20 protein-coding genes and 1 tRNA gene are annotated in these 26,640 nt (G+C 62.3%); 9 read left to right on the top strand and 12 right to left on the bottom strand.

Annotated features, from left to right (window positions below):
- Positions 1 to 266: 266 nt before the first annotated feature.
- The 5 genes from fixL to folD all read left to right on the top strand — a co-directional run bounded on the left by fixL (position 267) and on the right by folD (position 7,338).
- Positions 267 to 2,783, top strand: a complete 2,517-nt coding sequence (gene fixL, locus M0D68_RS06400) for an oxygen sensor histidine kinase FixL (RefSeq protein WP_054038009.1) — start codon at positions 267 to 269, stop codon at positions 2,781 to 2,783.
- The gene (fixJ, locus tag M0D68_RS06395; RefSeq protein ID WP_011488992.1) at positions 2,780 to 3,424 is read left to right on the top strand and encodes an oxygen response regulator transcription factor FixJ; all 645 of its coding nucleotides are present in this window, start codon (positions 2,780 to 2,782) and stop codon (positions 3,422 to 3,424) included. The genes fixL and fixJ overlap by 4 nt, the downstream gene beginning before the upstream one ends.
- A 528-nt stretch (positions 3,425 to 3,952) precedes the next feature.
- Complete coding sequence (locus M0D68_RS06390) at positions 3,953 to 5,272, top strand: DUF3300 domain-containing protein (RefSeq protein ID WP_266224020.1); 1,320 nt, start codon at positions 3,953 to 3,955, stop codon at positions 5,270 to 5,272.
- A 20-nt stretch (positions 5,273 to 5,292) separates the two neighbouring features.
- Entirely contained in the window at positions 5,293 to 6,234 is a 942-nt protein-coding gene (locus M0D68_RS06385; RefSeq protein WP_200617821.1) for a DUF2950 domain-containing protein, read from the top strand.
- A 243-nt stretch (positions 6,235 to 6,477) separates the two neighbouring features.
- On the top strand, positions 6,478 to 7,338 hold the full coding sequence (gene folD / locus M0D68_RS06380) for a bifunctional methylenetetrahydrofolate dehydrogenase/methenyltetrahydrofolate cyclohydrolase FolD (RefSeq protein ID WP_200617819.1): 861 nt from the start codon (positions 6,478 to 6,480) through the stop codon (positions 7,336 to 7,338).
- Between the two features lie 73 nt (positions 7,339 to 7,411).
- On the opposite strand, the gene M0D68_RS06375 is transcribed toward folD, so the two are convergent.
- On the bottom strand, positions 7,412 to 8,512 hold the full coding sequence (locus tag M0D68_RS06375) for an acyltransferase (RefSeq protein ID WP_266224019.1): 1,101 nt from the start codon (positions 8,510 to 8,512) through the stop codon (positions 7,412 to 7,414).
- A 337-nt stretch (positions 8,513 to 8,849) separates the two neighbouring features.
- Here M0D68_RS06375 and M0D68_RS06370 point away from each other — a divergent pair, with 337 nt between their 5' ends.
- The gene (locus tag M0D68_RS06370) at positions 8,850 to 10,958 is read left to right on the top strand and encodes a M3 family metallopeptidase (protein ID WP_211701128.1); all 2,109 of its coding nucleotides are present in this window, start codon (positions 8,850 to 8,852) and stop codon (positions 10,956 to 10,958) included.
- A gap of 121 nt (positions 10,959 to 11,079) precedes the next feature.
- Here the strand turns inward: M0D68_RS06370 and M0D68_RS06365 are convergent, their stop codons facing one another.
- A complete protein-coding gene (locus M0D68_RS06365) occupies positions 11,080 to 12,381 on the bottom strand; it encodes an amidohydrolase family protein (RefSeq protein ID WP_093633574.1) in 1,302 nt (433 codons plus the stop codon).
- A gap of 213 nt (positions 12,382 to 12,594) precedes the next feature.
- On the opposite strand from M0D68_RS06365, the gene M0D68_RS06360 reads away from it, so the two are divergent.
- Positions 12,595 to 13,296, top strand: a complete 702-nt coding sequence (locus M0D68_RS06360; RefSeq protein WP_266210900.1) for an aspartate/glutamate racemase family protein — start codon at positions 12,595 to 12,597, stop codon at positions 13,294 to 13,296.
- Between the two features lie 92 nt (positions 13,297 to 13,388).
- On the opposite strand, the gene M0D68_RS06355 is transcribed toward M0D68_RS06360, so the two are convergent.
- Together M0D68_RS06355 and M0D68_RS06350 are read right to left on the bottom strand one after the other, a co-directional pair.
- Positions 13,389 to 13,465 (bottom strand) — tRNA-Met (locus tag M0D68_RS06355).
- A gap of 126 nt (positions 13,466 to 13,591) precedes the next feature.
- Positions 13,592 to 13,879 (bottom strand): hypothetical protein, encoded by a 288-nt coding sequence (locus M0D68_RS06350; protein WP_054038000.1) that lies wholly within the window; start codon positions 13,877 to 13,879, stop codon positions 13,592 to 13,594.
- A gap of 257 nt (positions 13,880 to 14,136) precedes the next feature.
- On the opposite strand from M0D68_RS06350, the gene xth reads away from it, so the two are divergent.
- Positions 14,137 to 14,913, top strand: coding sequence for an exodeoxyribonuclease III (gene xth / locus M0D68_RS06345; RefSeq protein WP_266210899.1), 777 nt, complete (start codon positions 14,137 to 14,139; stop codon positions 14,911 to 14,913).
- 18 nt (positions 14,914 to 14,931) lie between these two features.
- Here xth and M0D68_RS06340 read toward each other — a convergent pair whose 3' ends face one another.
- The 4 genes from M0D68_RS06340 to glnA form a co-directional block, all read right to left on the bottom strand.
- Complete coding sequence (locus tag M0D68_RS06340; protein ID WP_266224018.1) at positions 14,932 to 17,070, bottom strand: prolyl oligopeptidase family protein; 2,139 nt, start codon at positions 17,068 to 17,070, stop codon at positions 14,932 to 14,934.
- A gap of 110 nt (positions 17,071 to 17,180) precedes the next feature.
- Positions 17,181 to 18,698 (bottom strand): nitrogen regulation protein NR(I), encoded by a 1,518-nt coding sequence (gene ntrC, locus M0D68_RS06335; RefSeq protein ID WP_093633578.1) that lies wholly within the window; start codon positions 18,696 to 18,698, stop codon positions 17,181 to 17,183.
- A 35-nt stretch (positions 18,699 to 18,733) separates the two neighbouring features.
- Complete coding sequence (glnL, locus tag M0D68_RS06330) at positions 18,734 to 19,876, bottom strand: nitrogen regulation protein NR(II) (protein WP_093633579.1); 1,143 nt, start codon at positions 19,874 to 19,876, stop codon at positions 18,734 to 18,736.
- A 214-nt stretch (positions 19,877 to 20,090) separates the two neighbouring features.
- Complete coding sequence (glnA, locus tag M0D68_RS06325) at positions 20,091 to 21,506, bottom strand: type I glutamate--ammonia ligase (protein WP_063496656.1); 1,416 nt, start codon at positions 21,504 to 21,506, stop codon at positions 20,091 to 20,093.
- A gap of 439 nt (positions 21,507 to 21,945) precedes the next feature.
- Between glnA and M0D68_RS06320 the strand changes: the two genes are divergently transcribed.
- A complete protein-coding gene (locus tag M0D68_RS06320; protein WP_266224017.1) occupies positions 21,946 to 22,410 on the top strand; it encodes a rhodanese-like domain-containing protein in 465 nt (154 codons plus the stop codon).
- Positions 22,411 to 22,577: 167 nt separating this feature from the next.
- Here the strand turns inward: M0D68_RS06320 and M0D68_RS06315 are convergent, their stop codons facing one another.
- From M0D68_RS06315 to M0D68_RS06300, 4 genes are all read right to left on the bottom strand, one after another.
- Positions 22,578 to 23,408, bottom strand: coding sequence for a molybdopterin-binding protein (locus tag M0D68_RS06315; protein WP_093633580.1), 831 nt, complete (start codon positions 23,406 to 23,408; stop codon positions 22,578 to 22,580).
- A gap of 30 nt (positions 23,409 to 23,438) precedes the next feature.
- The gene (locus M0D68_RS06310) at positions 23,439 to 24,269 is read right to left on the bottom strand and encodes an EI24 domain-containing protein (RefSeq protein WP_054037984.1); all 831 of its coding nucleotides are present in this window, start codon (positions 24,267 to 24,269) and stop codon (positions 23,439 to 23,441) included.
- 147 nt (positions 24,270 to 24,416) lie between these two features.
- Positions 24,417 to 25,415 carry a sterol desaturase family protein gene (locus M0D68_RS06305; RefSeq protein WP_200650643.1) on the bottom strand — a complete coding sequence of 333 codons (999 nt, stop codon included), beginning with the start codon at positions 25,413 to 25,415 and terminating at the stop codon, positions 24,417 to 24,419.
- Positions 25,416 to 25,461: 46 nt separating this feature from the next.
- Positions 25,462 to 26,481: a beta-propeller fold lactonase family protein gene (locus M0D68_RS06300; protein WP_266224016.1), complete on the bottom strand. Its 1,020-nt coding sequence runs from the start codon at positions 26,479 to 26,481 to the stop codon at positions 25,462 to 25,464.
- Positions 26,482 to 26,640 lie beyond the last annotated feature (159 nt).

Here is a 26,640-nt window from a genome sequence, read left to right as displayed (position 1 = left end):
CTGGATATAGAGGAACGCTCTTTGAACAGACGACGCGGACGAAGCACGGCCGCGGCAGCTTCGGCCGATTGTAAAAGGGGTCCCGACGTCTGCGCAACAAAAATTTCGAATCACGAGATCGAATCTCATAATGCGGAAAATTGTTGCGGCGCAACCTGATTTGACTGCCGATCGACCGATACGTCGGCTAGTTTGCGCCGAATAACGGTTCTTTCAGCGCTTTTTTGCGCCATTTGCTAGTGACTCGCTGCGCTACAATGCCACGCATGTTGACCGAACGGCTTTTCGCTCGCTCGGCGCGCACCGCTGGTTCGCCGGCGGATTCGACGCCGTCCTCCCGCTGGCACCACGGACCGTGGTGGTCGAACTCCTATTTGCTCACGCCGCTGCTGTCGATCCTGGTTTTCCTGGTCGTCATGAGCCTGATTCTGTGGAGCCTGAACCGGCGCGAACAGCAGCAGCAGGAAGACACGCTCTACCGTAACGTCGCATGGGCGCAGCAGCAGATCCGCCTGTCCATGACGGGCGCGCAGGAACAGATTCAGGCCCTCGCCCGCGATCTCGTCGCCGGCCACGCCGATCCGCATTCATTCCAGGTGTCCACCACGGACATCATGCAGGGGCATCCCGAGATCCTCTACATGAACTGGTACACGAGCCTGCAGCAACCGCGCTGGCCCAATACCGCACTCCCCGTGTTCGGCCAGCGTCTTGCCAAGCCGAACGACGCGCAGATGGACGAGGCCGTCAAAGCCGCCTTCAACGAGGCGCGCAATACGCGCCGCCAGGTGTACTCACCGCTGATCTACGACGACCTCGGCAACGGCTACATCACGCTGCAGACGCCGGTCTACCGCGACCGTGACTTCCTCGGCACGATTGCCGCCGTGTTCTCGGTGGAAGGCATCCTGAAGCACGACATTCCGCCCGAGTTGTCGGCGAAATACAAAATCTCGATCATCGACGTGAACAACCGCGAGTTGACCACCACGTCGACCCGCCCGCGCCTGCCGCGCGACATGTTCTACGATCTGCCGCTCGACCCGCCGGGCCAGGGCGTCTCGGTACGCGTCTACGCGTTCCCGCAGATGACCAACTTCACCAACAACACGCTGGTCTGGCTGGTGGCCGGCCTGTCGTGCTTCGTGTTGTGGAGTCTGTGGAGCTTGTGGAAGCACACGCGGCAACGTTTCGAGGCGCAGCAGGCGCTCTACGCCGAAGCGTTCTTTCGCCGCGCAATGGAAAACTCGGTGCTGATCGGTATGCGCGTGCTCGACATGCACGGCCGCATCACTCACGTCAATCCGGCCTTTTGCCGCATGACCGGTTGGGACGAAAGCGATCTGGTCGGCAAGAACGCGCCATTCGCTTACTGGCCGCGCGATGCCTACCCTGAGATGCAACGCCAGCTCGACATGACGCTGCGCGGCAAGGCGCCCTCTTCGGGCTTCGAATTACGGGTGCGCCGCAAGGACGGATCGCTCTTCCATGCACGCCTCTATGTGTCGCCGCTGATCGACAGCTCGGGCCGCCAGACCGGCTGGATGTCGTCGATGACCGACATTACCGAACCGAAGCGCGCGCGCGAGGAGCTCGCCGCAGCACACGAACGCTTCACAACCGTCCTCGAAAGTCTTGACGCCGCCGTCTCCGTGCTGGCCGCCGACGAAGCCGAGTTACTGTTCGCTAACCGCTACTACCGGCATCTCTTCGGCATTCGCCCGGACGGCCATCTAGAATTGGCGGGTGGCGGGTTCGATAGCGCACAGGCGTCGTCTGATTCGATCGATATGGTGGATGCATACGCGGGTCTGCCGGCCGCCGCATTGACCGAAAGCACCGCCGACGCGCAGGAAGTCTACGTGCAAAGCATTCAGAAATGGTTCGAAGTGCGCCGCCAGTACATCCAGTGGGTGGATGGCCACCTCGCGCAGATGCAGATCGCGACCGACATCACCACCCGCAAGCAGGCTCAGGAACTCTCGCGTCAGCAAGACGAGAAGCTGCAGTTCACCAGCCGCCTGATGACGATGGGCGAAATGGCCTCGTCGCTCGCGCACGAACTGAATCAGCCGCTCGCCGCGATCAATAACTATTGCTCTGGAACCGTGGCACTGGTTAAATCCGGTCGAACGACGCCTGACAATCTTCTACCCGTGCTCGAGAAAACCGCCCAACAGGCGGTGCGGGCTGGCATGATCATCAAGCGCATTCGCGAGTTCGTGAAACGCAGCGAGCCGAAACGCCAGGCTACGCGCGTGGCCGATATCGTCGCCGATGCCGTGGGTCTCGCCGAACTCGAAGCGCGCAAGCGCAAGATTCGCATCGTGACCGATCTGCGCTCGCGCCTGCCGGTGATTTACGTCGACCCGGTGCTGATCGAGCAGGTGTTGGTGAACCTGCTGAAGAACGGCGTCGAGGCCATGCACGATGCGCGTCCGAATGCGGTCGACCCGGTGATTCGCGTCGTCGTGCGGCTGGAGAGCGGGTTTGTCTGCATCAGCGTCGTCGACCAGGGACCGGGTGTCGACGAAGCGACGGCCGAGCGTCTGTTTGAACCGTTTTACAGCACCAAGTCCGATGGTATGGGCATGGGGCTGAACATTTGCCGTTCGATTATCGAATCGCACCGCGGCCGTCTGTGGGTGGTTAACAACGTCGAATCTGACGGCCACATCACAGGCGCCACGTTCCATTGCAGTCTGCCCATTGGAGAGCCTGACGGCCCGAGCAACGGCGGGTCAGAGGCGCCGAAACCACAAACCGTTACGGGAGAGATATGAACAGCCCAGTCACCACACAGGAAACGGTATTTGTTGTCGACGACGACGAGGCCGTGCGAGATTCGCTGCGCTGGCTGCTGGAGGCGAACGGCTACCGCGTGCAATGCTTCTCCAGCGCCGAGCAGTTCATCGACGCATGGCAGCCGCATACGCATCCGGGCCAGATCGCGTGTCTGATTCTCGATGTGCGGATGTCCGGCATGAGCGGGCTCGAGTTGCAGGAACGCCTGATCGCCGACAACGCGTCGCTGCCGATCATCTTCGTGACGGGCCATGGCGACGTGCCGATGGCTGTGTCGACGATGAAAAAAGGCGCCATGGACTTCATCGAAAAACCTTTCGACGAAGCCGAACTGCGCAAGCTGGTCGAGCGCATGCTCGACAAGGCACGCAGCGAAAGCACCAGCGTGCAGCAGCAACGCGCAGCGGCCGAACGTCTCGGCAAGCTGACCGCGCGTGAACACCAGGTGCTTGAGCGCATCATCGCCGGCCGCCTGAACAAGCAGATCGCCGACGACCTCGGCATCAGCATCAAGACGGTTGAAGCGCACCGCGCGAACATCATGGAAAAGCTCAACGTCAACACGGTCGCCGATCTGCTGCGACTGGCGCTGTCGAACAAGCCGCAACCGGCGCAATAAACTTAACGACCGCGGCGCGGCCCGCGGCTCGTTACTGAGTTTCAACGGCCGGACTGTCGAAAAGTCCGGTCTGTTCCATTCTCCTTCCCCCTTCTCCCGCTTCGCTACAGCGATGCGCGGCATAGTTCGACGCGTGCGCATCCGCACCGCATCTTTATCCCGTAATCATTACGCATTACTCAGCAAACGCTTACGCTGCGCGGCAATAACTTCTTTCCTCCGACAAGATTGACAAGCTTCACTGCGCCCCTTAATTTATAAAGAACTCCTTAGCAGGAATCTTTGATGCCCGATGAACACAGGACACATGTGCTGTCGTTGTCGTATGCGGCGTCGCCTTGCGACGCAAATCGGTTAAAGCGGTTCGGCCGCATTGCTGAGGCATCAGTCTTGTCGAACGGTTCAAGCGAAGCTGAGCCGACCTTTACTCGCTTTATTCGCTGCCTTCTCCATTCCATCGCGCGAAAGCAACGCAGCATGCGCTGCGCATCGATCTCGCGCGTCTAACGCAGCCGGGAGGATTTCATCGTGAAACGATCCGGAACACACCGTTCGCGTGTGTTGCTTGTGTGCGCCGCACTTGCGGGCGCACCATTCTTCGTCGGTCTGACCATGCCGAGCGCGGTCTATGCGCAAAGCGCCGCGAAGCTGTCGAACCAGCAACTCGATTCGCTGACTGCGCCCATCGCGCTTTATCCCGATGCACTGCTTGCGCAAGTGCTGATGGCCGCCACCTTCCCGCAAGACGTGCAGGCCGCAGCCGCGTGGTCGAAAGCAAACTCGAAGTTGCAAGGCGACGACGCCGTCAAAGCGGTCGCGTCGGAGCCCTGGGACCCGAGCGTGCAGTCACTCGTCGCCTTCCCGCAGGTCCTCGCAACGATGGCGTCGAAACCCGATTGGGTCGCGCAACTCGGCACGGCCTTTCTTGGCCAGTCGAATGACGTGATGGACTCCGTGCAACGCCTGCGCAAACAGGCGCAAGCAGCAGGCAATCTGAAGACGAGCTCGCAACAAAAGGTTGTGGTCGAGCAAAGCACGATTCAGATCGTGCCGGCCAATCCACAAGTGGTCTACGTGCCTACCTATAACCCGACTGTGGTCTACGGCACATGGCCCTATCCCGCCTACCCGCCCGTGTATGTGCCACCGCCACCCGGCTATGCAATCGCAAGCGGTTTGGCGGCCGGCCTCGCGTTCGGCGCCGGTGTTGCGGTTGCCAATTCGCTGTGGGGTGGCTTCAACTGGAACACGCACGATGTCAACATCAACGTGAACCATTACAACAACATCAATGTGAACAACCGGCTCAACGTGAATAGCAACACGACGAACTGGAACCGCAACACCAACGTCAATCGCAACGTCAACAACGCGAACATCAACCGCAACGTCAATAACAATATCAGCGGCGCTCAGCGCGATGCCTATCGCGGCCGTGACGACGCCGCGCGTGCCCAGGCGCAGCAGACCTTGCAGAACCGAACCGGTCAGAACCTGAGCGGCAATGCGAGCCAACGCGTGCAAGGGATTCACCAGGGTGGCACGCAGAACGCCGATTTGCAGAACCGTGCGCAGAACGCCAATCGCGATAACGCGCTACGCGGCGCCGGCGACGGCAATGCCGCGCGCCAGGATACGCAGCGTGGCGAGGCGAGCCGCAACGCAGCCGCGAACCGTTCCGGCGGCGGGCTCGGCGCCAATGGCGGCGGTCAGCAACGCACGGGCGGCGGTCTCGGTGCAAACGGCGGCGGCGTCCAGCGCGGCGGCGGTGGCAATTTCGGCGGCGGTGGTGGTGGCGGCAGACTGGGCGGTGGCGGCGGCGAGCGCCATCTCGGCCGCAACCGTTGAACGATCAAGAGGAGTCTCTGATGATTCGCTTATTCCCACGCGGCGCCTTGCGCGCCCACGTTCTGACACTCGCCGTCGCCCTCGGCACGACCGGCACCCTGCTGGTGGCGCCGGTACTGCTGCTCGGCACGACCGCGGCACACGCGCAGGCGGTCTATCCCACGGCCGACGACGCTGCCAATGCATTCGTCGACGCCTTGGCCCGCAACGACGAAGGTGCGCTCAAACACGTGCTCGGCAACGATTTTCATCGCTACATTCCTTCCGAAGGAATCGGCGAGGACGACATCTACCAGTTCCTTGGCGCATGGTCGAAGGGACATCAGATCATCGAAGATCCAGCGAAGAGCAAGGGTCGCGCAACCGCGCATCTGGCCGTCGGCGACAGTGGCTGGACCTTGCCGATTCCGCTCGTGCAGGCCGGCAAGGGTTGGCGTTTCGATCCGCCCGCCGCGCAGGACGAGATGCTGACGCGCCGCATCGGCCGCAACGAACACGCGGCGATCCTGACCTCGCTCGCCTATCTCGACGCGCAGAACGATTATCACAACCTGACCCAGCACTACGCACAGCGCTTCGTCAGTACGCAGGGCCAGCATGACGGCCTGTATTGGGCAACGGCGCCCGGCGAAACGGAAAGCCCGCTCGGACCGCTCGCCGCCACCATGCCCAACGGCACCCTGCCGAAAGAGGCCTACCACGGCTATCACTACCGGATCCTGACGGCGCAAGGTGCGCACGCGAAGGGGGGCGCGCAGAACTACGTTGAGAACGGCGTGCTGACCAAAGGGTTCGGTCTGCTCGCCTCGCCGGCCGAATACGGCAAGACCGGCGTGATGAGCTTTATCGTCAATCAGGACGGTCAGGTCTATCAGAAGAACCTCGGGCCGCAATCCGCGCGTGCCGCGGCCGCCATTAAATCGTTCGACCCGGACGATAGCTGGCAGGCAGTGCAGGAGTAGCGGGAAAAGTCGCTCGACGATTGGAGGCATCGCGGATTCCGGCGCGCCGGCGCATCCGGAATCCGTACATGGCACGGCAAGCCGGGCCGGTATAATGACGGACTTTGCAGCGCTGCTTATCCCTGATTCGCGCCGCGCGCTTTTCATGTGCCGACCCGTTTCCGGTGAAAAGCGCCATCGCACGTGCCGCGCACGCGCGCCTGTGCCCTGCTCCGCTTTCCAAACCGCCCTTCTCGACCGACCATGACAGCCAAACTGATCGACGGCCTAGCCCTTTCCAAGACCCTGCGCGCCGACGTCGCTACGCGCGCCGCAGCCCTCACCGCCCGCGGGCATCAGCCGGGCCTCGCCGTGGTGCTGGTCGGCGACAATCCAGCCAGCGAAGTCTATGTGCGCAACAAGGTCAAGGCGTGCAATGACAACGGCCTCGGTTCGTCGTTCGACCGCTATCCGGCCGATCTGCCGGAAGCCGAGCTGCTGGCGCGCATCGACGAGCTGAATCGCGATCCGCGCATTCACGGCATTCTGGTGCAACTGCCGCTGCCGCCGCATATCGACAGCCACAAGGTGATCGAGGCGATTGCCCCGGAAAAGGACGTCGACGGTTTTCACGTCGCCAATGCCGGCGCGCTGATGACCGGCCGCCCGCTGTTCCGCCCGTGCACGCCGTACGGCGTGATGAAAATGCTAGCGGCCTACGAGATTCCGCTGCAAGGCGCGAACGCGGTGGTGATCGGCCGCTCGAACATCGTCGGCAAGCCGATGGCGCTGCTGCTGCTCGAAGCGGGCGCTACCGTGACGATCTGCCATAGCAAGACGCGCGATCTGGCTGCCCATACCCGCAACGCTGACGTGGTGGTCGCCGCCACGGGCCTGCGCAACATTCTCACGGCGGACATGGTGAAACCGGGTGCGGCCGTGATCGACGTCGGCATGAATCGCGACGAAGCCGGCAAGCTGTGCGGCGACGTCGATTTCGCGGGTGTCAAGGAAGTGGCCGGCTACATCACGCCGGTGCCGGGCGGCGTCGGTCCGATGACCATCACGATGCTGCTCGTCAACACGATCGAAGCCGCCGAGCGCGAAGCGGCGGCAAAGGCGTAAAGCTGAGGGTTCATGCCGGCGAGGTGATTTCGCCGGCATGCAAACCGTCAAACTCCGGCGTCAAACACGACTCTCACCGCGTCACTACCCCAGCGCCAAGCGTCGTTGACCGGCGCGCAAGACGCCCGCGGCACCACCTCAGCACCGGCCTCTCCACGAAGTGCCACGACAGCGCCGCGCACAGCAGGATGAACGGCGCCGCGATCAGCACCGCCGTCACATGGCTCAACTGCGGCGCGATATTCGCGACGCATTGCTGCACCATAAAACCGTACAGATAAATCCCATACGAGTAATCGTGGCGCGGCACGAAGCGCCGCAAGAGCGGCGTCGCGCCCACCCATAGCACGCCGTAAACAAACGCCAGATAGAAAAGCGGTTGAGCGCCGGCCGTGTCGCGGAACACCAGAAACACCATCACCAGCGCGACGGCCGTCAGGCCGTTGATGTCGATCCGTTCGCGCCAGCCATACAGCAGCATCCCCAGCATGAAAAACGGTTCCGGCCAGAACGAATAGCCGCCGGACGTTTCGCTGAAGTCACGCAGGCCGATCTGCAGATGCGGCAGATGCACGCGCAGAACGAACGCGGCGCACCCGAGCACCGCCGCCAGTGCCGCCCCCCGCGCGCTGGACAACAAGCCCAGCATGCCTGTCGCCATCACGATCAGATAGCAGCGCACTTCGAGCGGCAACGTCCACAGCGGCGCGGCGACGTCGACTGGAAAGCGGTTGTGCTCGAATACACCGGGCACCACCCAGCCGGTTTTCAGCACGATGGTGGAAAAGTTGTCGAGGTTGGCCCACGTCATGCCGGAAGCAAAATAGTCGCGCAGCGGCAGTGTCGTGAACAGCGGCCCGACGATGAACACGGTCACCAGCGAGCCGCCCGCCACCGCCGGCCACAGGCGCGCGATGCGCAACGCGGCGAAACGCGGCACCGAGCGTTGCCGGTCGAAACTGGCGGTCACCAGCATGCCGCTCAGCAGAAAGAACGCATAGACGCCGAGTGCGCCAAAACCGTCGAAACCGAGCGCGTTCCGGACCCAATCCGTCGTGCCGTCGGGGGCCTGTATCAGATATGAATTGCCATACACCACGGCGATGGCGGCAAGGAGCCGCACGAGATCGAAATTGTTGCCGTTGCGCGAAAGGGCGTGCGAAAGCGGGTTCATCGATACCTCTTACAGAAAGCGTCACTAATGGGTGCCGACGCGCCAGAATGTGGCATGGCAGCAATTTGCACCGTTCGCTTTCGCACAGAGCGCCGCGGCACTGCGAGAGCGGTTCTGGCGGCGGCAACCCGCTGGCGCATTGCCTTGCAGCCGCCGGAACCGCGTGTGGCACCGGCTCCTCCGCGCACAGTCACGCGACATCTGATAATTTGTCTACCGACGGATTGGAATCGGCGCGCCCTGCCCCAATAATGTCCATATGGAGTGTCATTGGGGCGCCATCGCGCGCCCGTCGATGCACCGATTACCCGTTCACCCGCGTCAGACAGGAAGCCTTATGTCCAATACCCCCTCGAAGCACGACAATCCGCTCCTCGATTTCTCCGACCTGCCGCGCTTTGGCGAAATCCGCCCCGAACACGTCACCCCCGCCCTCGATATCCTGCTCGCCGATGCGGCCGCCGCCGTCGAGCGCGCCGCCCAGCCCATCACGCCCGCTTCGTGGGCCGACGTGGTCGAGCCGGTCGAACGCGCCACCGAACCGCTGTCGCGCGCCTGGGGCGTGGTCGGCCATCTGAACGCCGTGGCGGATACGCCGGAGCTGCGCGCGGTGTACGGCGAGAATCTGCCGCGCGTCACCGAATTCTGGTCGAGCGTCGGCCAGAATCTCGCGCTCTATGAGAAGTACAAGGCGCTCCACGCCAGCAGCGATTTTTCCTCGCTGACCGGCGAGCGCAAGAAGATCCTCGGCAATGCGCTGCGCGATTTCCGCCTGTCGGGCGCGGAGTTGCCGGAAGACCAGAAGCCGCATTTCGCCGAATTGCAGGAAAAGCAGGCGGGCTTGTCGAAAGCGTTTTCGGATCACGTGCTCGACGCGACCAACGCGTATGCCTACATCGTCGAAGCCGGCGATGAAGCGCAACTGGCCGGCCTGCCCGAAGACGTGATCGAAGCCGCGAAGGAAGCGGCCGAACGCGAAGGCAAGACCGGCTACAAATTCACGCTGCACTTCCCGTCGTATTTCCCGATCATGCAGTACTCGGAAAATCGCGCGATGCGCGAAACGATATACCGTGCGTATGTGACGCGCGCATCGGAACTCGGCCCGCAATATGGCAACGGCAAGCCGGAATGGGACAACACGGCCGTGCTCGCCGATCAGTTGAAGCTGCGTGCCGAAGAAGCGCACATGCTGGGTTACAACAACTTCGCCGAAGTCTCGCTCGCGCCGAAGATGGCTGAGTCGCCGGCGCAAGTCATGGCCTTCCTCGAGGACCTCGCTACGCGCGCGCGCCCGCATGCTGAACAGGACTGGAAAGAACTGCGCGAATTTGCTGCGAACGAGCTCGGCATGGCCGAGCTGCAGCCGTGGGACATGACGTTTGCCGCTGAACGCCTGCGTCAGAAGCGCTATTCGTTCTCCGAGAACGAAGTCAAACAGTACTTCCCGGAAGACGTCGTATTCAAGGGCCTCTTCAAGGTCACCGAAACGCTGTTCGGCGTGCGCATCCGTCGCGACGAAGCAGCCGTGTGGCACCCGGACGTGCGCTTTTTCCGCGTCGAGAATCAGGACGGCGGCCTCGTCGCCCAGTTCTATCTCGACCTGTATGCACGCGAAGGCAAGCGCGGCGGCGCATGGATGGACGATGCGCGCGGCCGTCACAAGCACACGCAGGGTAGCGTGCAGACGCCGGTGGCGTATCTGACCTGTAACTTCTCGGCGCCGGTCGGCGGCAAACCCGCCTGCTTCACACATGATGAAGTGATCACGCTGTTCCACGAGTTCGGCCACGGTCTGCATCACATGCTCACGCGGGTCGATGAACTGGGCGTGTCGGGTATCAACGGTGTCGAGTGGGACGCGGTTGAACTGCCGTCGCAATTCATGGAGAACTTCTGCTGGGAATGGGACGTATTGAGCGACATGACCTCGCACGTCGACACGGCCAAGCCACTGCCGCGCGATCTGTTCGACAAGATGCTCGCAGCGAAGAATTTCCAGAGCGGTCTCGGCACGCTGCGCCAGATCGTGTTCTCGATGTTCGACATGCAATTGCATACCGGTTTCGATGCGTCCGGCACGAAGAACGCCACCGAACTCGCGAGCGAGATCAACGAGCGTTTCCACGTGGTGCCGCAAGCTTCGTTCTCGCGTTGGCCGAATACGTTCAGCCATATTTTCGCGGGCGGTTATGCAGCAGGCTACTACAGCTACAAGTGGGCTGAAGTGCTGTCCGCCGATGCGTACGCCGCGTTCGAAGAAGCCGCACAGGCCGCGAGCGGCAGCGTGCTCGATCAGGCAACCGGCATGCGCTACCGCAAGGAGATTCTGGAAGTGGGCGGCAGCCGTCCCGCGATGGAATCGTTCAAGGCGTTCCGCGGCCGCGAGCCGAATATCGACGCCTTGTTGCGGCACAACGGCATGGCGCCTGGCGCGGCGCATTGAACTTGTGGTGAAGCATCGGTCGGCTTTGTAGAAAGGGCCGACGTCGACAAAAAAGCCGGTGACCTGCGAGAGCAGGCACCGGCTTTTTTCATGAACGCGCGCCGCGAGCGGTGCGCTGCGGCTAACCGCGATGCAGTTTGAAATCCACCTCGGCAGGACGCCCTTCCAGCGACAACGCCGCGCGCGCAGCAGGCGCACGGCTCACCACCTTGCCGCGGCTCACCACTGCAAGCCGTGCGGCGCGCAAGCGGATCGCTTCGACCGGATCGCGCGCATCGAGCAGCACGAGATTCGCCGCACAACCCGGCGCGACGCCGTAGTCTTCCAGCCCGAGAATACGCGCGGCATTCACCGTGACCGCGTCGAAACACGCATGCATGCCGTCGACGCCCGTCATCTGCGCAACATGCAAACCCATGTGCGCGACTTCGAGCATGTCGCCCGAGCCGAGGCTGTACCACGGATCCATCACGCAGTCGTGGCCGAACGCGACGTTGATGCCCGCCGCCATCATCTCCGGCACGCGTGTCATGCCACGCCGTTTCGGATACGTATCGCTGCGGCCCTGCAGGGTGATGTTGATCAACGGATTGGCGATCGCCGCGACGCCCGACTCGCGCATCAGCGGCAAGAGCTTGCTGACGTAATAGTTGTCCATTGAATGCATCGAGGTCAGATGCGAACCGGTGACGCGCCCATGCAAGCCGAGCCGGTGCGTTTCGGCGGCGAGCGTTTCGATGTGACGCGACATCGGATCGTCCGATTCGTCGCAATGCATGTCGACGCGCAAGCCCTGCTCCGCCGCGAACTCGCACAACATGCGCACGGACTGCGCGCCGTCGGCCATCGTGCGTTCGAAATGCGGAATCCCACCAACCACGTCGACGCCCATTGCAATCGCTCGCTTGAGATTCTCGAATGCGCCTGCGCTGCGCAAGACGCCGTCCTGCGGAAACGCGACCAGTTGCAAGTCGAGATAAGGCGCGACGCGGCGCTTCACTTCGAGCAGTGCTTCGACGGCGAGCAAGCGCGGATCGCATACATCAACGTGGCTGCGAATCGCCAGCAGACCGCGCGCGACAGCCCAATCGCAGTACTGCAGCGCGCGCTCGATCAGCGCCTCCTGCGTGAGGTCCGGCTTCAGTTCGCCCCACAGCGCGATGCCTTCCAGCAAGGTGCCCGACGCATTCACGCGCGGCAGACCGTACGACAGCGTCGCGTCCATGTGGAAATGCGGATCGACGAATGGTGGCGTGACGAGCGAACCGGCGGCGTCGATTTCTTCATGCGCGCTCGCGGCCAGATTCGGTTCGACGGCGACGATGCGGCCCGCTTCGATGCCGATGTCGACCGGCTCTTTGTGCTGCTTGTGCTGTGATGTGGCGCTCGGCGGCAGCGTCGCGCGGCGGATAATCAGATCCATGATTCGCTCCTGTTGACCGCTCTTTGACTGATTGCGATTTTATCGGCGTCAGAAAGTGTGTGCCCGCGTTTTAGCAGGACGCCGTACCGGCAGGCGGAGAGGAATGCGTACCGGCTACGAATGACAACGCCCGCCTATACTCGACTTTCCACACGTTCGATGCCTGGCATTCGATACGCAACCGCCTGCATCATCCACCAACGGAGCAAGACCATGAAAACCATCGGCGTGATCGGCGGAATGAGTTGGGAGTCGTCCACCGAGTACTACAGGCTCCTGAACCGCCACGCCAAGGCGCGTCTCGGCGGCCACCACAACGCGTGCAGCCTGATGCTGACGGTCGACTTCGCGCCGATCGAGGCCAACCAGCGCGCCGGCAACTGGACGGCGCTCGGCGATCAGCTGGCCGACGCCGCGCGCCAACTCGAACGCGGCGGCGCCGACCTGGTGATACTGGCGACCAACACCATGCATCGCGTGTACGAATCGATCGAACGGGCGATCGGCGTGCCCTTCCTGCACATCGCCGATCCGACCGGCAAGGCGCTGCGCGCCGCAGGAATCGCGCGGGTGGGCTTGCTGGGTACACGCTACACGATGGAGCAGACGTTTTACACGGGGCGCTTGAGCGAACGCTACGGCCTCGAGACGCTGATTCCCGAAGAAGCCGAACGCGCGGATGTGCACCGCATCATCTATGACGAGCTGTGCCACGGCAACGTGAATGACGCCTCGCGTGCGGTCTATCAACGTGTGATCGAAGGACTGGCCGCGCGCGGTGCGCAGGCAGTGATTCTCGGCTGCACGGAAATCACCTTGCTGATCAAGCCGGAAGATTCGGCGTTACCCGTATTCGACACGACCGAATTGCATGCGCAAGCGGCAGTGGACTGGGCGATCGAGTCGGAGGAGTGAATGCAAGTGCACGCGGCGCATGCACGCGTGAAAGCGAACGCCAGAAGTTAAAAAGCCCGCGTAGCTTGCGCTAGCGGGCTTTCAACAATGCTTGGTTGCGGGGGTAGGATTTGAACCTACGACCTTCGGGTTATGAGCCCGACGAGCTGCCAGACTGCTCCACCCCGCGTCAGAGAAAAAGAGTATATAGGGTGGTTCGCGAGACGTCAAACAATCGGACGAAATAATTTCAAATGAGGTGCCTGTTGCGGGTCGCGCTCATGCAGCTGGTGAACGCCGCACATAAGCAGACTACTCAGAGATCCTCGACCGTCGCGCCTTCCACTTTGCCGTCGATGATGTCCGCGCCATACTGGCTCGCGCTGCGTTTCGCGACACCGAAATCGGAGAACGTGGACGCCAGCACCAGACGGAATACGCGGCTTGCCTTCGAGCCGCTGATCGCGCCCGGCCGGCACACGCGTACTGCAACGTCGTAACCTTCGGCATGACGCTTGTGACCGTCGAACTTGTCGAACTGCCGCGAAAACACCAGCGGATGCACTTCGAAGTCCTTATAAAGGGCTGGATATAGTTGGGCCATGATGCGTTCCCGATGCGCGTAAATGTGATCCCACTATACGCCGTGGCATGACGGCATCGGGCTTTTATTTTTGACGGCCGCCGGGGCAATTTTCACCGTCGGTCGTCTCGCGCGATAAGATGCGGGACTATCGGAATCGACCCGATCCTGCCAATCCGGATCCGGGTCGCCAGACGGGTCGTCGCTGAAGCAAAAATAAAGCGGAACGCGGGGCCAGCGCCCCACAAAGCCTTGCCCAGCAAGAATGTGAGAACTTTATGAAAATCGCCACCTGGAACGTCAACTCCCTCAAAGTGCGCCTGCAGCACGTCATCGATTGGCTCGAAACCAGCCACGCAGACGTGCTGTGCCTGCAGGAATTGAAGCTGACGGACGACAAATTCCCCCGCGCCGAACTCGAAGCGAAAGGCTACCGAAGCTGGTTCGCGGGCCAGAAGACGTATAACGGTGTCGGCATCCTGGTGCGCGACGGCCTGAACGTCGACGAAAGCAGCATCGTGCGCAATATCCCCGGCCTCGAAGACCCGCAGCAACGCGTGATCGCCGCGACCATCGAGGGCGTGCGCATCATTTCCGCTTACTTCCCGAACGGCCAGGCGCCGGGCACCGACAAATTCGCCTACAAGCTGAACTGGCTCGCCGCCCTGCACGACTGGGTCGCGAGCGAAATGGCGCTGTATCCGAAACTCGCGCTGCTCGGCGACTACAACATCGCGCCGGAAGATCGCGACGTGCACGATCCGAAAGCGTGGGAAGGCCAGAATCTGGTGTCGCCCGAAGAGCGCGCCGAGTTCGTGCGGCTGGTCGAACTCGGTCTCGTCGATGCGTTCCGTCAGTTCGAGCAGCCGGAGAAGATCTATTCGTGGTGGGACTACCGGATGATGGCGTTCCGCCGCAACGCGGGGCTGCGTATCGACCACATTCTGCTATCGAAAGCGCTCGCCGAGGCGTGCTCGTCCTGCGATGTCGACAAGGTGCCGCGCAAGTGGGAGCAGCCGTCGGACCACGCGCCGGTCGTCGCCCAGATCGGCTGAACGCACGGCGAGCGGGGCCTACGTCGCCCCGCTCAAACAGCGCCACAAGAATTCGAACACCATCGCATCGTGCTCGGCCTGCTCCAGCTCATCGGAGCCGCCGTGGCCCCCTTCCGTGTTCTCGCGATACCAGACCTTTTCTGCGCCCAGCGCCTGCATGCGCGCGGCCATCTTGCGCGCGTGTCCGGGGTGCACGCGATCGTCAGCGGTCGATGTGGTGAACAGCACCGGCGGATACGCGACGTCCGCACTCACGCGATGATAGGGCGAGTAAGCGGCCAGCACGCGTGCCTCGTCTGGCTCGTCCGGATCGCCGTATTCATCGATCCATGATGCGCCTGCGTGCAACAGGTGATAGCGGCTCATGTCGAGCAGCGGCACCTCGCACACTACGGCGCCAAACAACTCGGGACGCTGCACCATGCACACCGCGACCAGCAGGCCGCCATTGCTGCCGCCCTGAATACCGAGTTGCGCGGCGCTGGTCACGCCTGTGCTGATGAGCGCCTCGGCCACCGCGATGAAATCGTCGAACGAGCGCTGCCGATGCTCGCCCTGCGCCGCCGTATGCCACTGCGTGCCGAACTCGCCGCCACCGCGTATATGCGCCACCACGTACACGCCGCCGCGCTCCAACCAACCGATCCCCGGCCCGGTCAGATAACCCGGCAGCAGCGGAATCGCGAAACCGCCGTAACCGTTGAGCAGGCATGGGCGTGGTTGCTCGTCTGTCTGCGCCGTCTGCCCTTGCACAGCGTGTTGCGCTACCCGCGGTCCGATCACGGTGTACGGCACCCGCGTGCCGTCCGCGGACACCGCGTGCCCATGCGTCACCGCGAACGGCGTCGCATCGAACTGGGTCGGCCAGCGGTCGAGCAACGTCCAGTCGGTCAGGTCGTTCTGGGCAAGATCGGTGAGCCAGTACGCAGGCGGCTGCAGATAGTCGTCGGTATCGACGAACACTTCGTCGTTCAGCGTCGGCTCGATCGGTGAGACGTCGGCCTGCACATCGTCACGTGAGGGAAAGAAACGTTGATGCCAGTGCCAGCCTTGATCGGCCGCTTGCGACGGGATCCACAGCGAGGTCCTGCTCTGCACATCTTCCAGGTACGACACGATCAGGTAGTTGCGCGTGTGCGTCCACTCGCAGGCGGAGGTTTGCGATGTCGGTGTGAAAAGCGGCACCACGTCACGCTCGCCACGCAAAAACGCGGCTTCGCGGATCGCCAGCAACGCGCCGCCCGGGTAGCGCACGCCATTGCAGTCCCAATCGAGGCGCGGCTCAAGCAGCAGCCAGCCTTGCCAGCCGCCGACCGCGACGTGCGACGGCACGTCGTACTTGTGCCATGCATCGGCACCGTCCGCAGCGCCATTGTTGCTATCGATATCGATGTAGTACGTCTGCGAATCGAAGAAATCGACGCTGCTCACCACCGTGTGGCGCTGCTCGATCGGATCGTAGTGGGCCTCCACACCGATGTCGCCAAACGCCCCCTTGAAGACCACCGGCGCGTCGGCCAGTGCACTCCCCCGAGTCCAGCGCCGTACTTCGCGCGGATAGCCGGAGCGCGTCAGCGTCTTGCGGCCGTTGTCCCAGCCGACGTAGAGCGTGTCCCGATCGATCCACGAAGCCGTGTGCTTGCCGGCCTTTGCAATCACGAAGCCATCGTCCACGAACCGTCGCGCGTCGATGTCGAACTCGCGTACTACCAGCGCATCCGAGCCGCCCGGCGACAGCGTGACCAGCGCGCGATCGCCGTCCGGATAAAGAATGTCGAGTTCGGCACAGACCCATGGCATGCCTTCGGCCGCACCGAGCGCATCGAAGTCGAGCAGGTTCTGCCAGACAGGTGCGCCACTGCGCCAGGCCGCCCACGTCGTGCGCCGCCAGATGCCTTTGGGATTGCGTTCGTCCTGCCACAGATCGTAGGCCCAGTCCTTCCAGCGATCGGGGATGACCGGGCGCTCGCGCGGCAGATAAGCGTCGGCAAGCCGCTGTTTGAGCGACTCGAATTCCGCGCTGCTGCACCACGCGGCACGCGTGCGGGCGTTCTGCGCTTCGACCCATGCGAGTGCGTCAGGGTCGTCGAGCGCTTCGAGCGACAGAAAGGGATCGGGAGAAAGCGGCCAGGAGAAAAAAGCGGCAGAAGCGGGCATCGTCAGCTGTCGAATGAAAACAGCGTTGATTATGCCTTGTGGGAGCCGGAGAGCCTTTGACGCTGCGCGCCGGAGCGGCTGCCAAGCCGCCCCGGCTGACCGCGCAAACCTCAGGGCTCGAGATTGAGTTCCTGAATCTTGCGCGTAATCGTGTTGCGGCCAATGCCGAGCCGCTCCGCCGCTTCAACCTTGCGGCCACGCGTGAAATCCAGCGCCTCGCGAATCACCGCCGCTTCGAAACGGCGCGCGAGTTCGTCCATCACGTCGGCCGCATTCTCGCGCAACATCCGCGCGACTTCGGTGCGCAAGCCGCCTTCCCAGGCGGCGACGGCGGTCGCGACGGGCATGCCGGCAGCACTGGCCGGATGCGCGGCTGCGCTGATGCCGTTGATCGGCGCGCCGCCGGCGAGCCCTACTTCACCGGTGCCGATCACGCCGGTGCCACCGCCCGTGAGATCGGCCACGCCGACTTGCGCGGGGCCCAGATCGGGCGGCAGGTCTTTGATCTCGATGGTCTGCGCCGGCGCCATCACCGTGAGCCAGTTGGCGAGATTCTCCAGTTGACGCACGTTGCCCGGAAACGGCAGCGATGCCAGATAAGCGAGCGCCTCTTCCGACACGCGCTTAGGCTCCACGCCCAGATCGCGCGCACTCTTTTGCAGGAAGTGGCGCGTAAGCAGCGGAATGTCTTCGCTACGCTCGCGCAAGGCCGGCAAACGCAAACGGATCACATTGAGCCGGTGATACAAGTCCTCGCGGAACAGGCCCTGACGCACGCGCGATTCGAGGTTCTGGTGGGTCGCCGCGATCACGCGCACATTGGCGCGCAACGGATTGTGGCCGCCGACGCGATAGAACTGCCCGTCCGACAGCACACGCAACAGGCGCGTCTGGAGATCGAACGGCATGTCGCCGATTTCATCGAGAAACAGCGTACCGTTCTCAGCCTGCTCGAAGCGCCCCTGGCGCATAGCCTGCGCGCCGGTAAACGCTCCGCGCTCGTGACCGAACAGTTCGGATTCCAACAGATCCTTCGGAATCGCCGCCGTATTCAACGCGATGAAGGGACCATTCGCGCGTGGGCTATGTCGGTGCAACGCGCGCGCAACGAGTTCCTTCCCGGTGCCTGATTCGCCGGTAATGAGCACGGTGGCCGCGGAATGCGACAGCCGGCCGATCGCACGAAACATGTCCTGCATCGCCGGCGCCTGGCCGAGCATTTCCGGTGCATCGGCGACGCGGTCGTCCCACGTCTGTTCGCCGCGCATGCTTTCGTCGACCGCGCGACGGATCAACTCGACCGCCTTGTCGACGTCGAACGGTTTGGCGAGGTATTCGAACGCACCGCCCTGGAATGCGGCGACCGCGCTGTCCAAGTCCGAGAACGCCGTCATGATGATGACGGGCAGGCCCGGCACCTTGTCACGGACGGTCTGCAGCAATTCGAGGCCGGAGCCGCCAGGCATCCTGATGTCGGACACCAGCACCTGAGGGCTGTCGTGATCGAGCGCGGCCGATGCCTCGCGCACGTTCGCGAAGCTGCGAGTCGCGAAGTTTTCGCGGGCGAGCGCTTTTTCGAGCACCCAGCGAATCGATTGATCGTCGTCTACTATCCAGATCGGCTTCATATAGGTCGTTCAGAAGTCTTGAGAGGCTTGTGGTGTTAGCAGTCGAGCGGCAGCAGAATCTGAAACTCGGTGTGGCCCGGCCGGCTTTCCACTTCGATCAGCCCGTCGTGCTGTTGCACGAAAGTCTGCGCGAGCGTCAGGCCGAGACCGCTGCCGTCCTCGCGCCCCGACACGAGCGGATAGAAAATGCGGTCACGGATTTCTTCGGGAATGCCTGGCCCGTTGTCAGTGATATGCAAGTCCAGTGCCAGCTTACATAAACGTTTCGACACGGTGATCTTGCGCGCAATGCGAGTGCGCAATTCGATGCGCGCATCGCCTTGCGAGATGCGTTCGCGCAATGCTTCGGCAGCGTTGCGCACGATGTTCAGCAACGCCTGGATCAGTTGCTCCTTGTCGCCGCGCAGGTCCGGCACGCTCACGTCGTAGTCGCGCTCGATCGTGAGACCGCGCGGAAACTCCGCGAGAATCACCTGACGCACGCGCTCGCACACTTCATGAATATTCACGTCACCGACGATATGCGGATGACGGTGTGGCTCCAGCAGGCGATCGACCAGCGTTTGCAGCCGGTCCGATTCCTTGATGATGACTTGCGTGTACTCGCGCAACTCGTCGCGCTGACGCTCGCCGAGTTCGAATTCGAGCAGTTGCGCCGCGCCGCGAATCCCGCCGAGCGGATTCTTGATCTCGTGCGCGAGGTTGCGGATCAGTTGTTTGTTGACCGCCGTGAGGTCGTTGATGCGCTCCTCGCGGTCGGTGCGGATATGCCGCTCGTTCTCGAACAGTTCGAGCAGCACATAGTCTTGCGCGCTTTCCAGGTGACCGACGACCGCATGCACATGCAGCGGCTCGTGGCCCGGACGCTCGAGTACGGCGTCCAGATGCGTCGCGTGAAAACGGTGGGCGGCGATCGCCGAAATCGTGGCGAGCAGTTCGTCCGCGTTCGAGAAGATGTCCGGCCACGCCATCTGCGTCAATTGCTTGCGCGAGAGCTCCAGCATCGACTCCGCCGACGGGTTCGCAAACACCACGCGCAACGTGCGCTTCTCGAGCACCAACGCGACTGTCGGCAATGCCTCGAAGCCCGGCAGCAAACCGGAACCCACGAGCTGAGCGTCGTCCGACAGCGTCTGCTCGTGCCCTTTCCTTGCCTTCATCAGATTCTTCAGAACCATCTTGCAGTCTGGCCGATAGGAGATGGTGATCAATCAGGTGTACCGCTTATTGTCCTGCCTGATGCGCTACTTCTTTGCCCCTGTACGTCACGAACGCCGCGAATGGACTCATTCGCGCCTAACAAAAAAGGGACGGCGCCGCCGTCCCTTCGTGACCGATCGCGAGCGTCGGGCAAAGCGCTTCGCCGTTTGAAGGGCGAAGCGCCATTGCCGCTTACAGCGAGTAGTACATTTCGAATTCGATCGGGTGCACCGACTGACGATAGCGTTGCAGCTCGCCCGTCTTCAGTTCGATGTACGCGTCGAGCATCGAGTCCGTGAACACGCCACCGCGCGTCAGGAATTCGCGGTCCGCGTCGAGTGCGTCCAGCGCCTGGTCGAGGCCGGCACATACGGTCGGGATCTTTGCATCCTCTTCCGGCGGCAGGTCGTACAGGTTCTTGTCGGCAGCTTCGCCCGGGTGAATCTTGTTCTGCACGCCGTCCAGACCCGCCATCATCAGCGCGGAGAAGCACAGGTACGGATTCGCCATCGGATCCGGGAAACGCGTTTCGATACGGCGGCCCTTCGGGTTCGACACGTGCGGAATGCGGATCGATGCCGAACGGTTGCGCGCCGAGTAAGCCAGCTTCACCGGTGCTTCGAAGTGCGGCACGAGGCGCTTGTACGAGTTCGTCGACGGGTTCGTGATTGCGTTCAGCGCGCGAGCATGCTTGATGATGCCGCCGATGTAGAACAGCGCGAATTCCGACAGACCTGCGTAACCGTTGCCTGCGAACAGGTTCGTGCCGTCTTTCCAGATCGACTGGTGAACGTGCATGCCCGAACCGTTATCGCCGACCACCGGCTTCGGCATGAACGTTGCCGTCTTGCCGTACGTGTGCGCGACGTTCTGGATGATGTACTTCATTTGCTGCAGCCAGTCGGCGCGTTGCACCAGCGTCGAAAACTTCGTGCCGATTTCGTTCTGGCCCTGGCCCGCGACTTCGTGGTGATGCACTTCGACCGGAATGCCGATCTGTTCGAGCAACAGACACATTTCCGAACGGATGTCCTGGAACGTGTCGACCGGTGCGACCGGGAAGTAGCCGCCCTTCGTGCCCGGACGGTGGCCGGTGTTGCCGCCTTCGAAGTCCATCGCCGACGACCACGGTGCTTCTTCCGAACCGATCTTGACGAACGTGCCCGACTGGTCCGTGCCCCACTTGACCGAGTCGAAAATGAAGAATTCAGGTTCCGGACCGAAGAAGGCCGTGTCGCCGAGGCCCGTGCTCTTCAGGTACGCTTCAGCGCGCTTTGCGAGCGAACGCGGGTCGCGTTCATAGCCCTTGCCGTCAGCCGGTTCGACGACGTCGCAGGTCAGGACGAGGGTCGACTCTTCATAGAACGGGTCGATGAAGGCAGTGTTCGCGTCCGGGACCAGCAGCATGTCCGATGCTTCGATGCCCTTCCAGCCGGCAATCGACGAACCGTCAAACGCATGGCCGCTTTCGAACTTGTCTTCATCGAATGCCGACACCGGCACCGAAACGTGTTGCTCTTTGCCGCGCGTGTCGGTGAAACGGAAGTCGACAAACTTGACGTCCTCGTCTTTGACGAGTTGAACGACGTCGGCCACGGATTTACTCATAACCTATCTCCTGATTAACGAATTCGGCGGATTCAGCCGCCGCCCAATCTAGCTGACCCATCCCGGCGCGTCCACCCCTCTATCGTTGAGGATGAACATAAAAGCCTGCTGGAACAAATCGATCGGCACCAATAAAGCAGCTTCTGTGCCATGTGTGCGCCAACCCGGCGCAGAACCACACTGCGCGCGCGTTTGCGGGGAATGGGCGCACCGAACCGCATGCGGCCCCGAAATCTTCACGTTGCGCATCGCACCGAGTTAGTGCATTCACAAAATCGACAACGGGTGACATCTCTATTCTGGTGCATTTTTCGGAATATGCACCATTACAGAGCGCACATCTCCTTGCTTCGTGCGGACTGGACGCCCGCGCTGAACCGCATGCGCGTCGCACGCGGCGCGCTAGAATGTTCATTTGGTCCGACGGAGATTTGCGCTCATGAGCACGCTCGAACAGTTGTACGCCCAGGCGGACAAGCGCCGCACCGAGAACCAGTTGCCCTACGCGGGCGCGGTATCGCCCGCCGAGGCGTTCGAACTGCTGCAACTCGACTCGCGCACGCGTCTCGTCGACGTGCGCACCCGTGCCGAACTCGATTGGGTTGGCCGGCCGGTTATCGGCGACGGACAATACGCCCACGTGGAATGGACGCGCTACCCAGGCGCCGTGCCGAACCAGGAATTCCTTCAGCAACTGAGTCATCTCGCTTCGCCCGACACGCCGGTGCTGTTCTTGTGCCGCAGCGCCGCGCGCTCGAAGCTCGCCGCGATTGCCGCTACCCAAGCCGGCTTTACCAAGGCGTACGACCTGCTGGAAGGCTTCGAAGGCGACAAGGACGGCCAGGGGCATCGGAAGACAGTGTCGGGCTGGTGCTTTCGCGGGTTGCCGTGGATCGGCGCCTGATTATTGATCCGCAGGGGCCTTCGGGAGATGGGGCGGGACAATTAGACGCATCGTCGGCGCTGCATGTGACAGGCCGATGATGCGTTGAGTGTTATGTCAGGTACGGACGCAAGCGCGCCCGAAGGAAGGATGGTGTGCGTGGCGATTAACCGCTGCACGACCAGCGCTCAAGCGCGTGGTTTAGCCCCAGCCGCTTCCGGCTCGACGATATCGCCGCCCAGCAGGTGCACACCTTCACGCAGCTTCACAAACGCCGCTGCCACCGCTTCCGGTTCGCCCTTCACACCGAGATCGATGTGATGCCGCGCATACACGCCGCCACGCTCCGCATCGCCCACGCTCGGCAGGCTGAACACCCGCACACCCGGAAAATCGTGTTCGATTTTTTCCATCAACGGCGTGAGGCGTGACTCCGGCAGCTCGAACACCAGCAATGACTTTTCCGCGTGCGGCATCGCATGATGCAGATGCGCGTATTGCGTATCCAGCACCCACTCGATCATCGGCCACGCCATCACCGGAAAGCCCGGCACGAAGTAATGCTGCTTGATCGAGAAGCCAGGAATCTTGTTGTAGCCGTTGGGAATGATCGACGCGCCCTGCGGATACGTGCCCATATTCAGACGATGCCGGTTCTCGGCCGAATTCAGATCGAGCGGCGCTGCGGCGTTCGCCGGATACATATCGCGGATACGCTCCTGAATCAGCTTCGCGGCCTCCGGATGCAGTTCGAGCGGCACGCCGAGCGCGGCTGCCGCGCACTGGCGGGTGTGGTCGTCCGGGGTGGCGCCGATGCCGCCCGTGGAAAACACGATGTCGCCGGAGGCGAACGTGCGTCGCAACGTCGCCGTGATGCGCTCCGGCTCGTCGCCGATATATTCCGCCCAGCCGAGCGACAGCCCGCGCGCGCCCAGCAATTCGATGACCTTCGGCAGATGCTTGTCGATACGTCTGCCCGACAGGATTTCGTCGCCGATGATGATGACGCCAAATGCCATTGCCGCCTCTTTCGCTTTGTCAGTAATTCATCAGTAGGGAACCGGCGCCGCGTGCCGCGGGCCGTGCTCTTCCGCACGCATGCGTTGCAGCGCGCGCAGACAGTAGTAGCCGAACCACAGCGCCGAAAACACGAGGATGAACGCGTAGATCCAGATCGTCACCGCGGTGATCACCGGGAACAGCACGATCAGCCATACCGACGATGCCCACAGCAGCGTCGGCAGTGAACCCAGCAGTCCGCTCGCGATGCCGATCAACAGCAGCGGCAAACGGAAGCGTCTCACCAGCGCGCGCCGCTCGTCACGCGTGGCATGCAGCGCGAGCGCGTCGTAGCTCATCACGCGATACGTCAGCCAGCCCCACAGGAGCGGCGGAATCAGCGCAAAAAACGGCGGCACCAGCCAGAGCGGCAACGTGACGATCAGCAGCACCAGACAAACCAGCGTGGTCCACAATGCCTGGCCCAAGCTACCGTACCACGTTCCGCCGCGACGCATTTCAAGGCCGGGGAATTGCCGCGCCGACAGAAAGCGGATCACGGCCGGCATCGACAGCGTGGCAATCAATAGCAACACCGTGACGACGATCAGCGGAATCGCCATCGCAATCACGATAAACGGCGCGATTGCCGTGTGCAGCGCCGAAAAGCCGAGCCAGTCGAACAGATGATAGAGCGTGACGGTGAACGACCAGCTTTCGAGCCACGTGCGGGTGGCGCCGATCAGCGTCTGCCAGGAAAACCACAGGATCACGCCCCACCCGACCGTTGCCGCCAGAAACGGCAGGAAGGTCAACCAGAGCATGCGCGGGTGGAGCGCGCTTGCGAGCGCACGTCCGAACGAGCGCAACAGATCATTCATGCGAGCCAGTGCCGGTGAACGAAACGATGGAATAAGGAGAATGCCGCAACGCACCGGCCACGAGGCCAAGGCTGCGCGCACAAACGTGAACAGGATAAACCACGTGACGCGCCGCCGGGAAAACCGACGGCGCAAGAGGAAGAATGCTCAAACCGGGGCGGCGTCGCTGCCTTCGGTGCGACGCTTCGGCGCAAGCCTCCCGGCGATGCGCACGAAGGCAAGCCAGTGCTGCGCCCAGAAACCGTCGCCGTAGCGTCGGCCTTCGAGTTGGTCACGGATGCCGGTGGGCTCCATTTCGCGGCTCCACGACACGCTGCGGAACAGCATGTCCCACCAGGGGAACAGCACGCCGAAGTTGCAACCGTACTTCAGCCCTTCGTGGCCATAGCCGATTGCATGATGCCGGCGATGGAAGGTCGGGCTGACCAACAGGCGCTCGCCGAGCCAGCCGAAGTACAGACTAATGTTCGCGTGCTGCACGCTCTGCGCGAGGTTCGTGATTGCCACCAGCACGACGAATTGCGACGGTGGCACGCCGATCACCAACGCGATCGCTGCAAAAAACGAAGCCTGCAACAAACTGTCGAGCAAATGGTTACGGTCATCGGACCACAGCGACATTTGCTGCTGGCTGTGATGTACGGCGTGCAATTCCCACCACACACCGATCCGATGTTCCCAGCGGTGATACCAGTAGCCCGCGAAATCGAGCACGAGCAGGTACATCACGAATGTGACGAGCGGCTGCGTGGTGACGCCCGGCCACAGATTGTCGAATTCGATATTCGCGATGTTGTGCAGCCGCAGCCAGGCCTGCACGTTGTCGAACAATGGCTGCAGCGCGAAAAAGAAGAACAGGTTCAGGATGCCGAGCTTGGCGATCCACGTGTAAATCACGTCGACACGCACGGCCTTGCGGTTTTCCCACCGCTCCACCGGGCGGAGCATTTCGAGCGGGCGCAGGATCGCGTACATCGCCAGCACCTCGAAGACGCCGACGATCACCCAATACAGGCTGTCGTAAGTGTCTTCGTCATAGTCCATCAGATTGAAGTGGAACAGCAGCGGCTGCACCACGTCGACGTACAGCAGCGTCTGCACGGCTGAGACGAAGCTGTCGAGAGAAGAAAAAATCAGATGGAACATGGTGCTGGCCTGTTACTTCATTCCTCGCGGTCTGCCTGTTACAGCGTCACGCGCCGTTCGGCGCCGTAATCGGCGCGCGATTGAAGAAATAGATACCGTGCGGCGAACGGCCGACGGCTATCGTCTGGATCAGCTTACGCGTGTTCAGGTCGATGATGCCGACATGTTTCGCAAAGCGGAAGGTCACCCACAGATAGCGTTTGTCCGCGGAAAGTTCCATGTCGTCCGGCCCCGGCATCAAACCGGTGATATCGCCGACGTTGGTGAGCGTGTCTTCGTCGATGATGCTGATCGTGCTCGCGACGCGGTTCGATACCGCCACATGCTTGCCGTCGACCAGCGAGCGGAAGTTGTGCGCGCCCTTGCCGGTCTGGATCGTCTTGACGATTTTCTGGTTGCGCCAGTCGACCACCGCGACGTAATCCGCCCCGGTCATGCCGATCAGCAGATATTTCTCGCCCGGGGTCATCCACAGGCCGGCCGGCACCTTGCCGACCTTCATCTTCCACTTGACGGTTTGCGTAGCCAGATCGATAGCGGCTAGCTCGCCCGAAACCTGCAGCGTGACGAACACCGTCTTGCTGTCATTGGTGAAGGCCATGTGGCTCGGCATCACCGCGAGCGGCAGACGCGAGGCCAGCGTCATCTGGTTCTTCTGGCTGTCGTAATGATAGATGTCAAGGCGGTCCAGACGCAGCCCGGTGGTGACGAGCCATTTGCGGTCGGGCGAAAAGCCGATCTGGTACGGATCCTCGATGTTCTCGACCCAGCGCTGGACCTGGCCCGACTTCGGGTCGACGAACATCAGGTTGTTCGACACCGAGTTGGCGACGATCAGCGACGAGTTGTCCGGCGTGGCCATCAGGTGGTGCGGTTCCTTGCCCGTCGGCACCGTGCCGATGACCTGGCGGGTGGTCTCGTCGATCAGGCTCAGCGTGGCTTCGCCGGAATTGAGCACGATCACGTTGTTGGCGAGAGCCGCCGAAGAAAAAAAGCCTGCGGCGGCGACCAGCGCTGCGCCTGCGGCGAACGTGGCAGTCACGCCGGGAAGAAAAAATTTACGCATGAAAACTCACTTCGGAGAACAACCGTCATTGTAGAACGTTTGCTGTGACCAGCGGTTGACGTGGATGCGGGTGCGACGCGTGGAAAGACGAAGGGACGCGGCGCATCCGGCGGCAAATCTGTCAGTGAATTCCGAGTCACTGACAACCCGACGACGGTT

Source organism: Paraburkholderia sp. SEWSISQ10-3 4, from assembly GCF_030464785.1.
Taxonomy (GTDB): Bacteria; Pseudomonadota; Gammaproteobacteria; order Burkholderiales; family Burkholderiaceae; genus Paraburkholderia; species Paraburkholderia aspalathi.
This window is presented reverse-complemented; position numbering and strand designations above follow the sequence as displayed.

Excerpts from the sequence above, each read along its gene's own strand:
- fixL (WP_054038009.1), top strand. The coding sequence starts at position 267 with ATGTTGACCGAACGGCTTTTCGCTCGCTCGGCGCGCACCGCTGGTTCG.
- fixJ (WP_011488992.1), top strand. The coding sequence starts at position 2,780 with ATGAACAGCCCAGTCACCACACAGGAAACGGTATTTGTTGTCGACGAC.
- M0D68_RS06385 (WP_200617821.1), top strand. The coding sequence starts at position 5,293 with ATGATTCGCTTATTCCCACGCGGCGCCTTGCGCGCCCACGTTCTGACA.
- folD (WP_200617819.1), top strand. The coding sequence starts at position 6,478 with ATGACAGCCAAACTGATCGACGGCCTAGCCCTTTCCAAGACCCTGCGC.
- M0D68_RS06375 (WP_266224019.1), bottom strand. The coding sequence starts at position 8,512 with ATGAACCCGCTTTCGCACGCCCTTTCGCGCAACGGCAACAATTTCGAT.
- M0D68_RS06370 (WP_211701128.1), top strand. The coding sequence starts at position 8,850 with ATGTCCAATACCCCCTCGAAGCACGACAATCCGCTCCTCGATTTCTCC.
- M0D68_RS06365 (WP_093633574.1), bottom strand. The coding sequence starts at position 12,381 with ATGGATCTGATTATCCGCCGCGCGACGCTGCCGCCGAGCGCCACATCA.
- M0D68_RS06360 (WP_266210900.1), top strand. The coding sequence starts at position 12,595 with ATGAAAACCATCGGCGTGATCGGCGGAATGAGTTGGGAGTCGTCCACC.
- M0D68_RS06350 (WP_054038000.1), bottom strand. The coding sequence starts at position 13,879 with ATGGCCCAACTATATCCAGCCCTTTATAAGGACTTCGAAGTGCATCCG.
- xth (WP_266210899.1), top strand. The coding sequence starts at position 14,137 with ATGAAAATCGCCACCTGGAACGTCAACTCCCTCAAAGTGCGCCTGCAG.
- M0D68_RS06340 (WP_266224018.1), bottom strand. The coding sequence starts at position 17,070 with ATGCCCGCTTCTGCCGCTTTTTTCTCCTGGCCGCTTTCTCCCGATCCC.
- ntrC (WP_093633578.1), bottom strand. The coding sequence starts at position 18,698 with ATGAAGCCGATCTGGATAGTAGACGACGATCAATCGATTCGCTGGGTG.
- glnL (WP_093633579.1), bottom strand. The coding sequence starts at position 19,876 with ATGGTTCTGAAGAATCTGATGAAGGCAAGGAAAGGGCACGAGCAGACG.
- glnA (WP_063496656.1), bottom strand. The coding sequence starts at position 21,506 with ATGAGTAAATCCGTGGCCGACGTCGTTCAACTCGTCAAAGACGAGGAC.
- M0D68_RS06320 (WP_266224017.1), top strand. The coding sequence starts at position 21,946 with ATGAGCACGCTCGAACAGTTGTACGCCCAGGCGGACAAGCGCCGCACC.
- M0D68_RS06315 (WP_093633580.1), bottom strand. The coding sequence starts at position 23,408 with ATGGCATTTGGCGTCATCATCATCGGCGACGAAATCCTGTCGGGCAGA.
- M0D68_RS06310 (WP_054037984.1), bottom strand. The coding sequence starts at position 24,269 with ATGAATGATCTGTTGCGCTCGTTCGGACGTGCGCTCGCAAGCGCGCTC.
- M0D68_RS06305 (WP_200650643.1), bottom strand. The coding sequence starts at position 25,415 with ATGTTCCATCTGATTTTTTCTTCTCTCGACAGCTTCGTCTCAGCCGTG.
- M0D68_RS06300 (WP_266224016.1), bottom strand. The coding sequence starts at position 26,481 with ATGCGTAAATTTTTTCTTCCCGGCGTGACTGCCACGTTCGCCGCAGGC.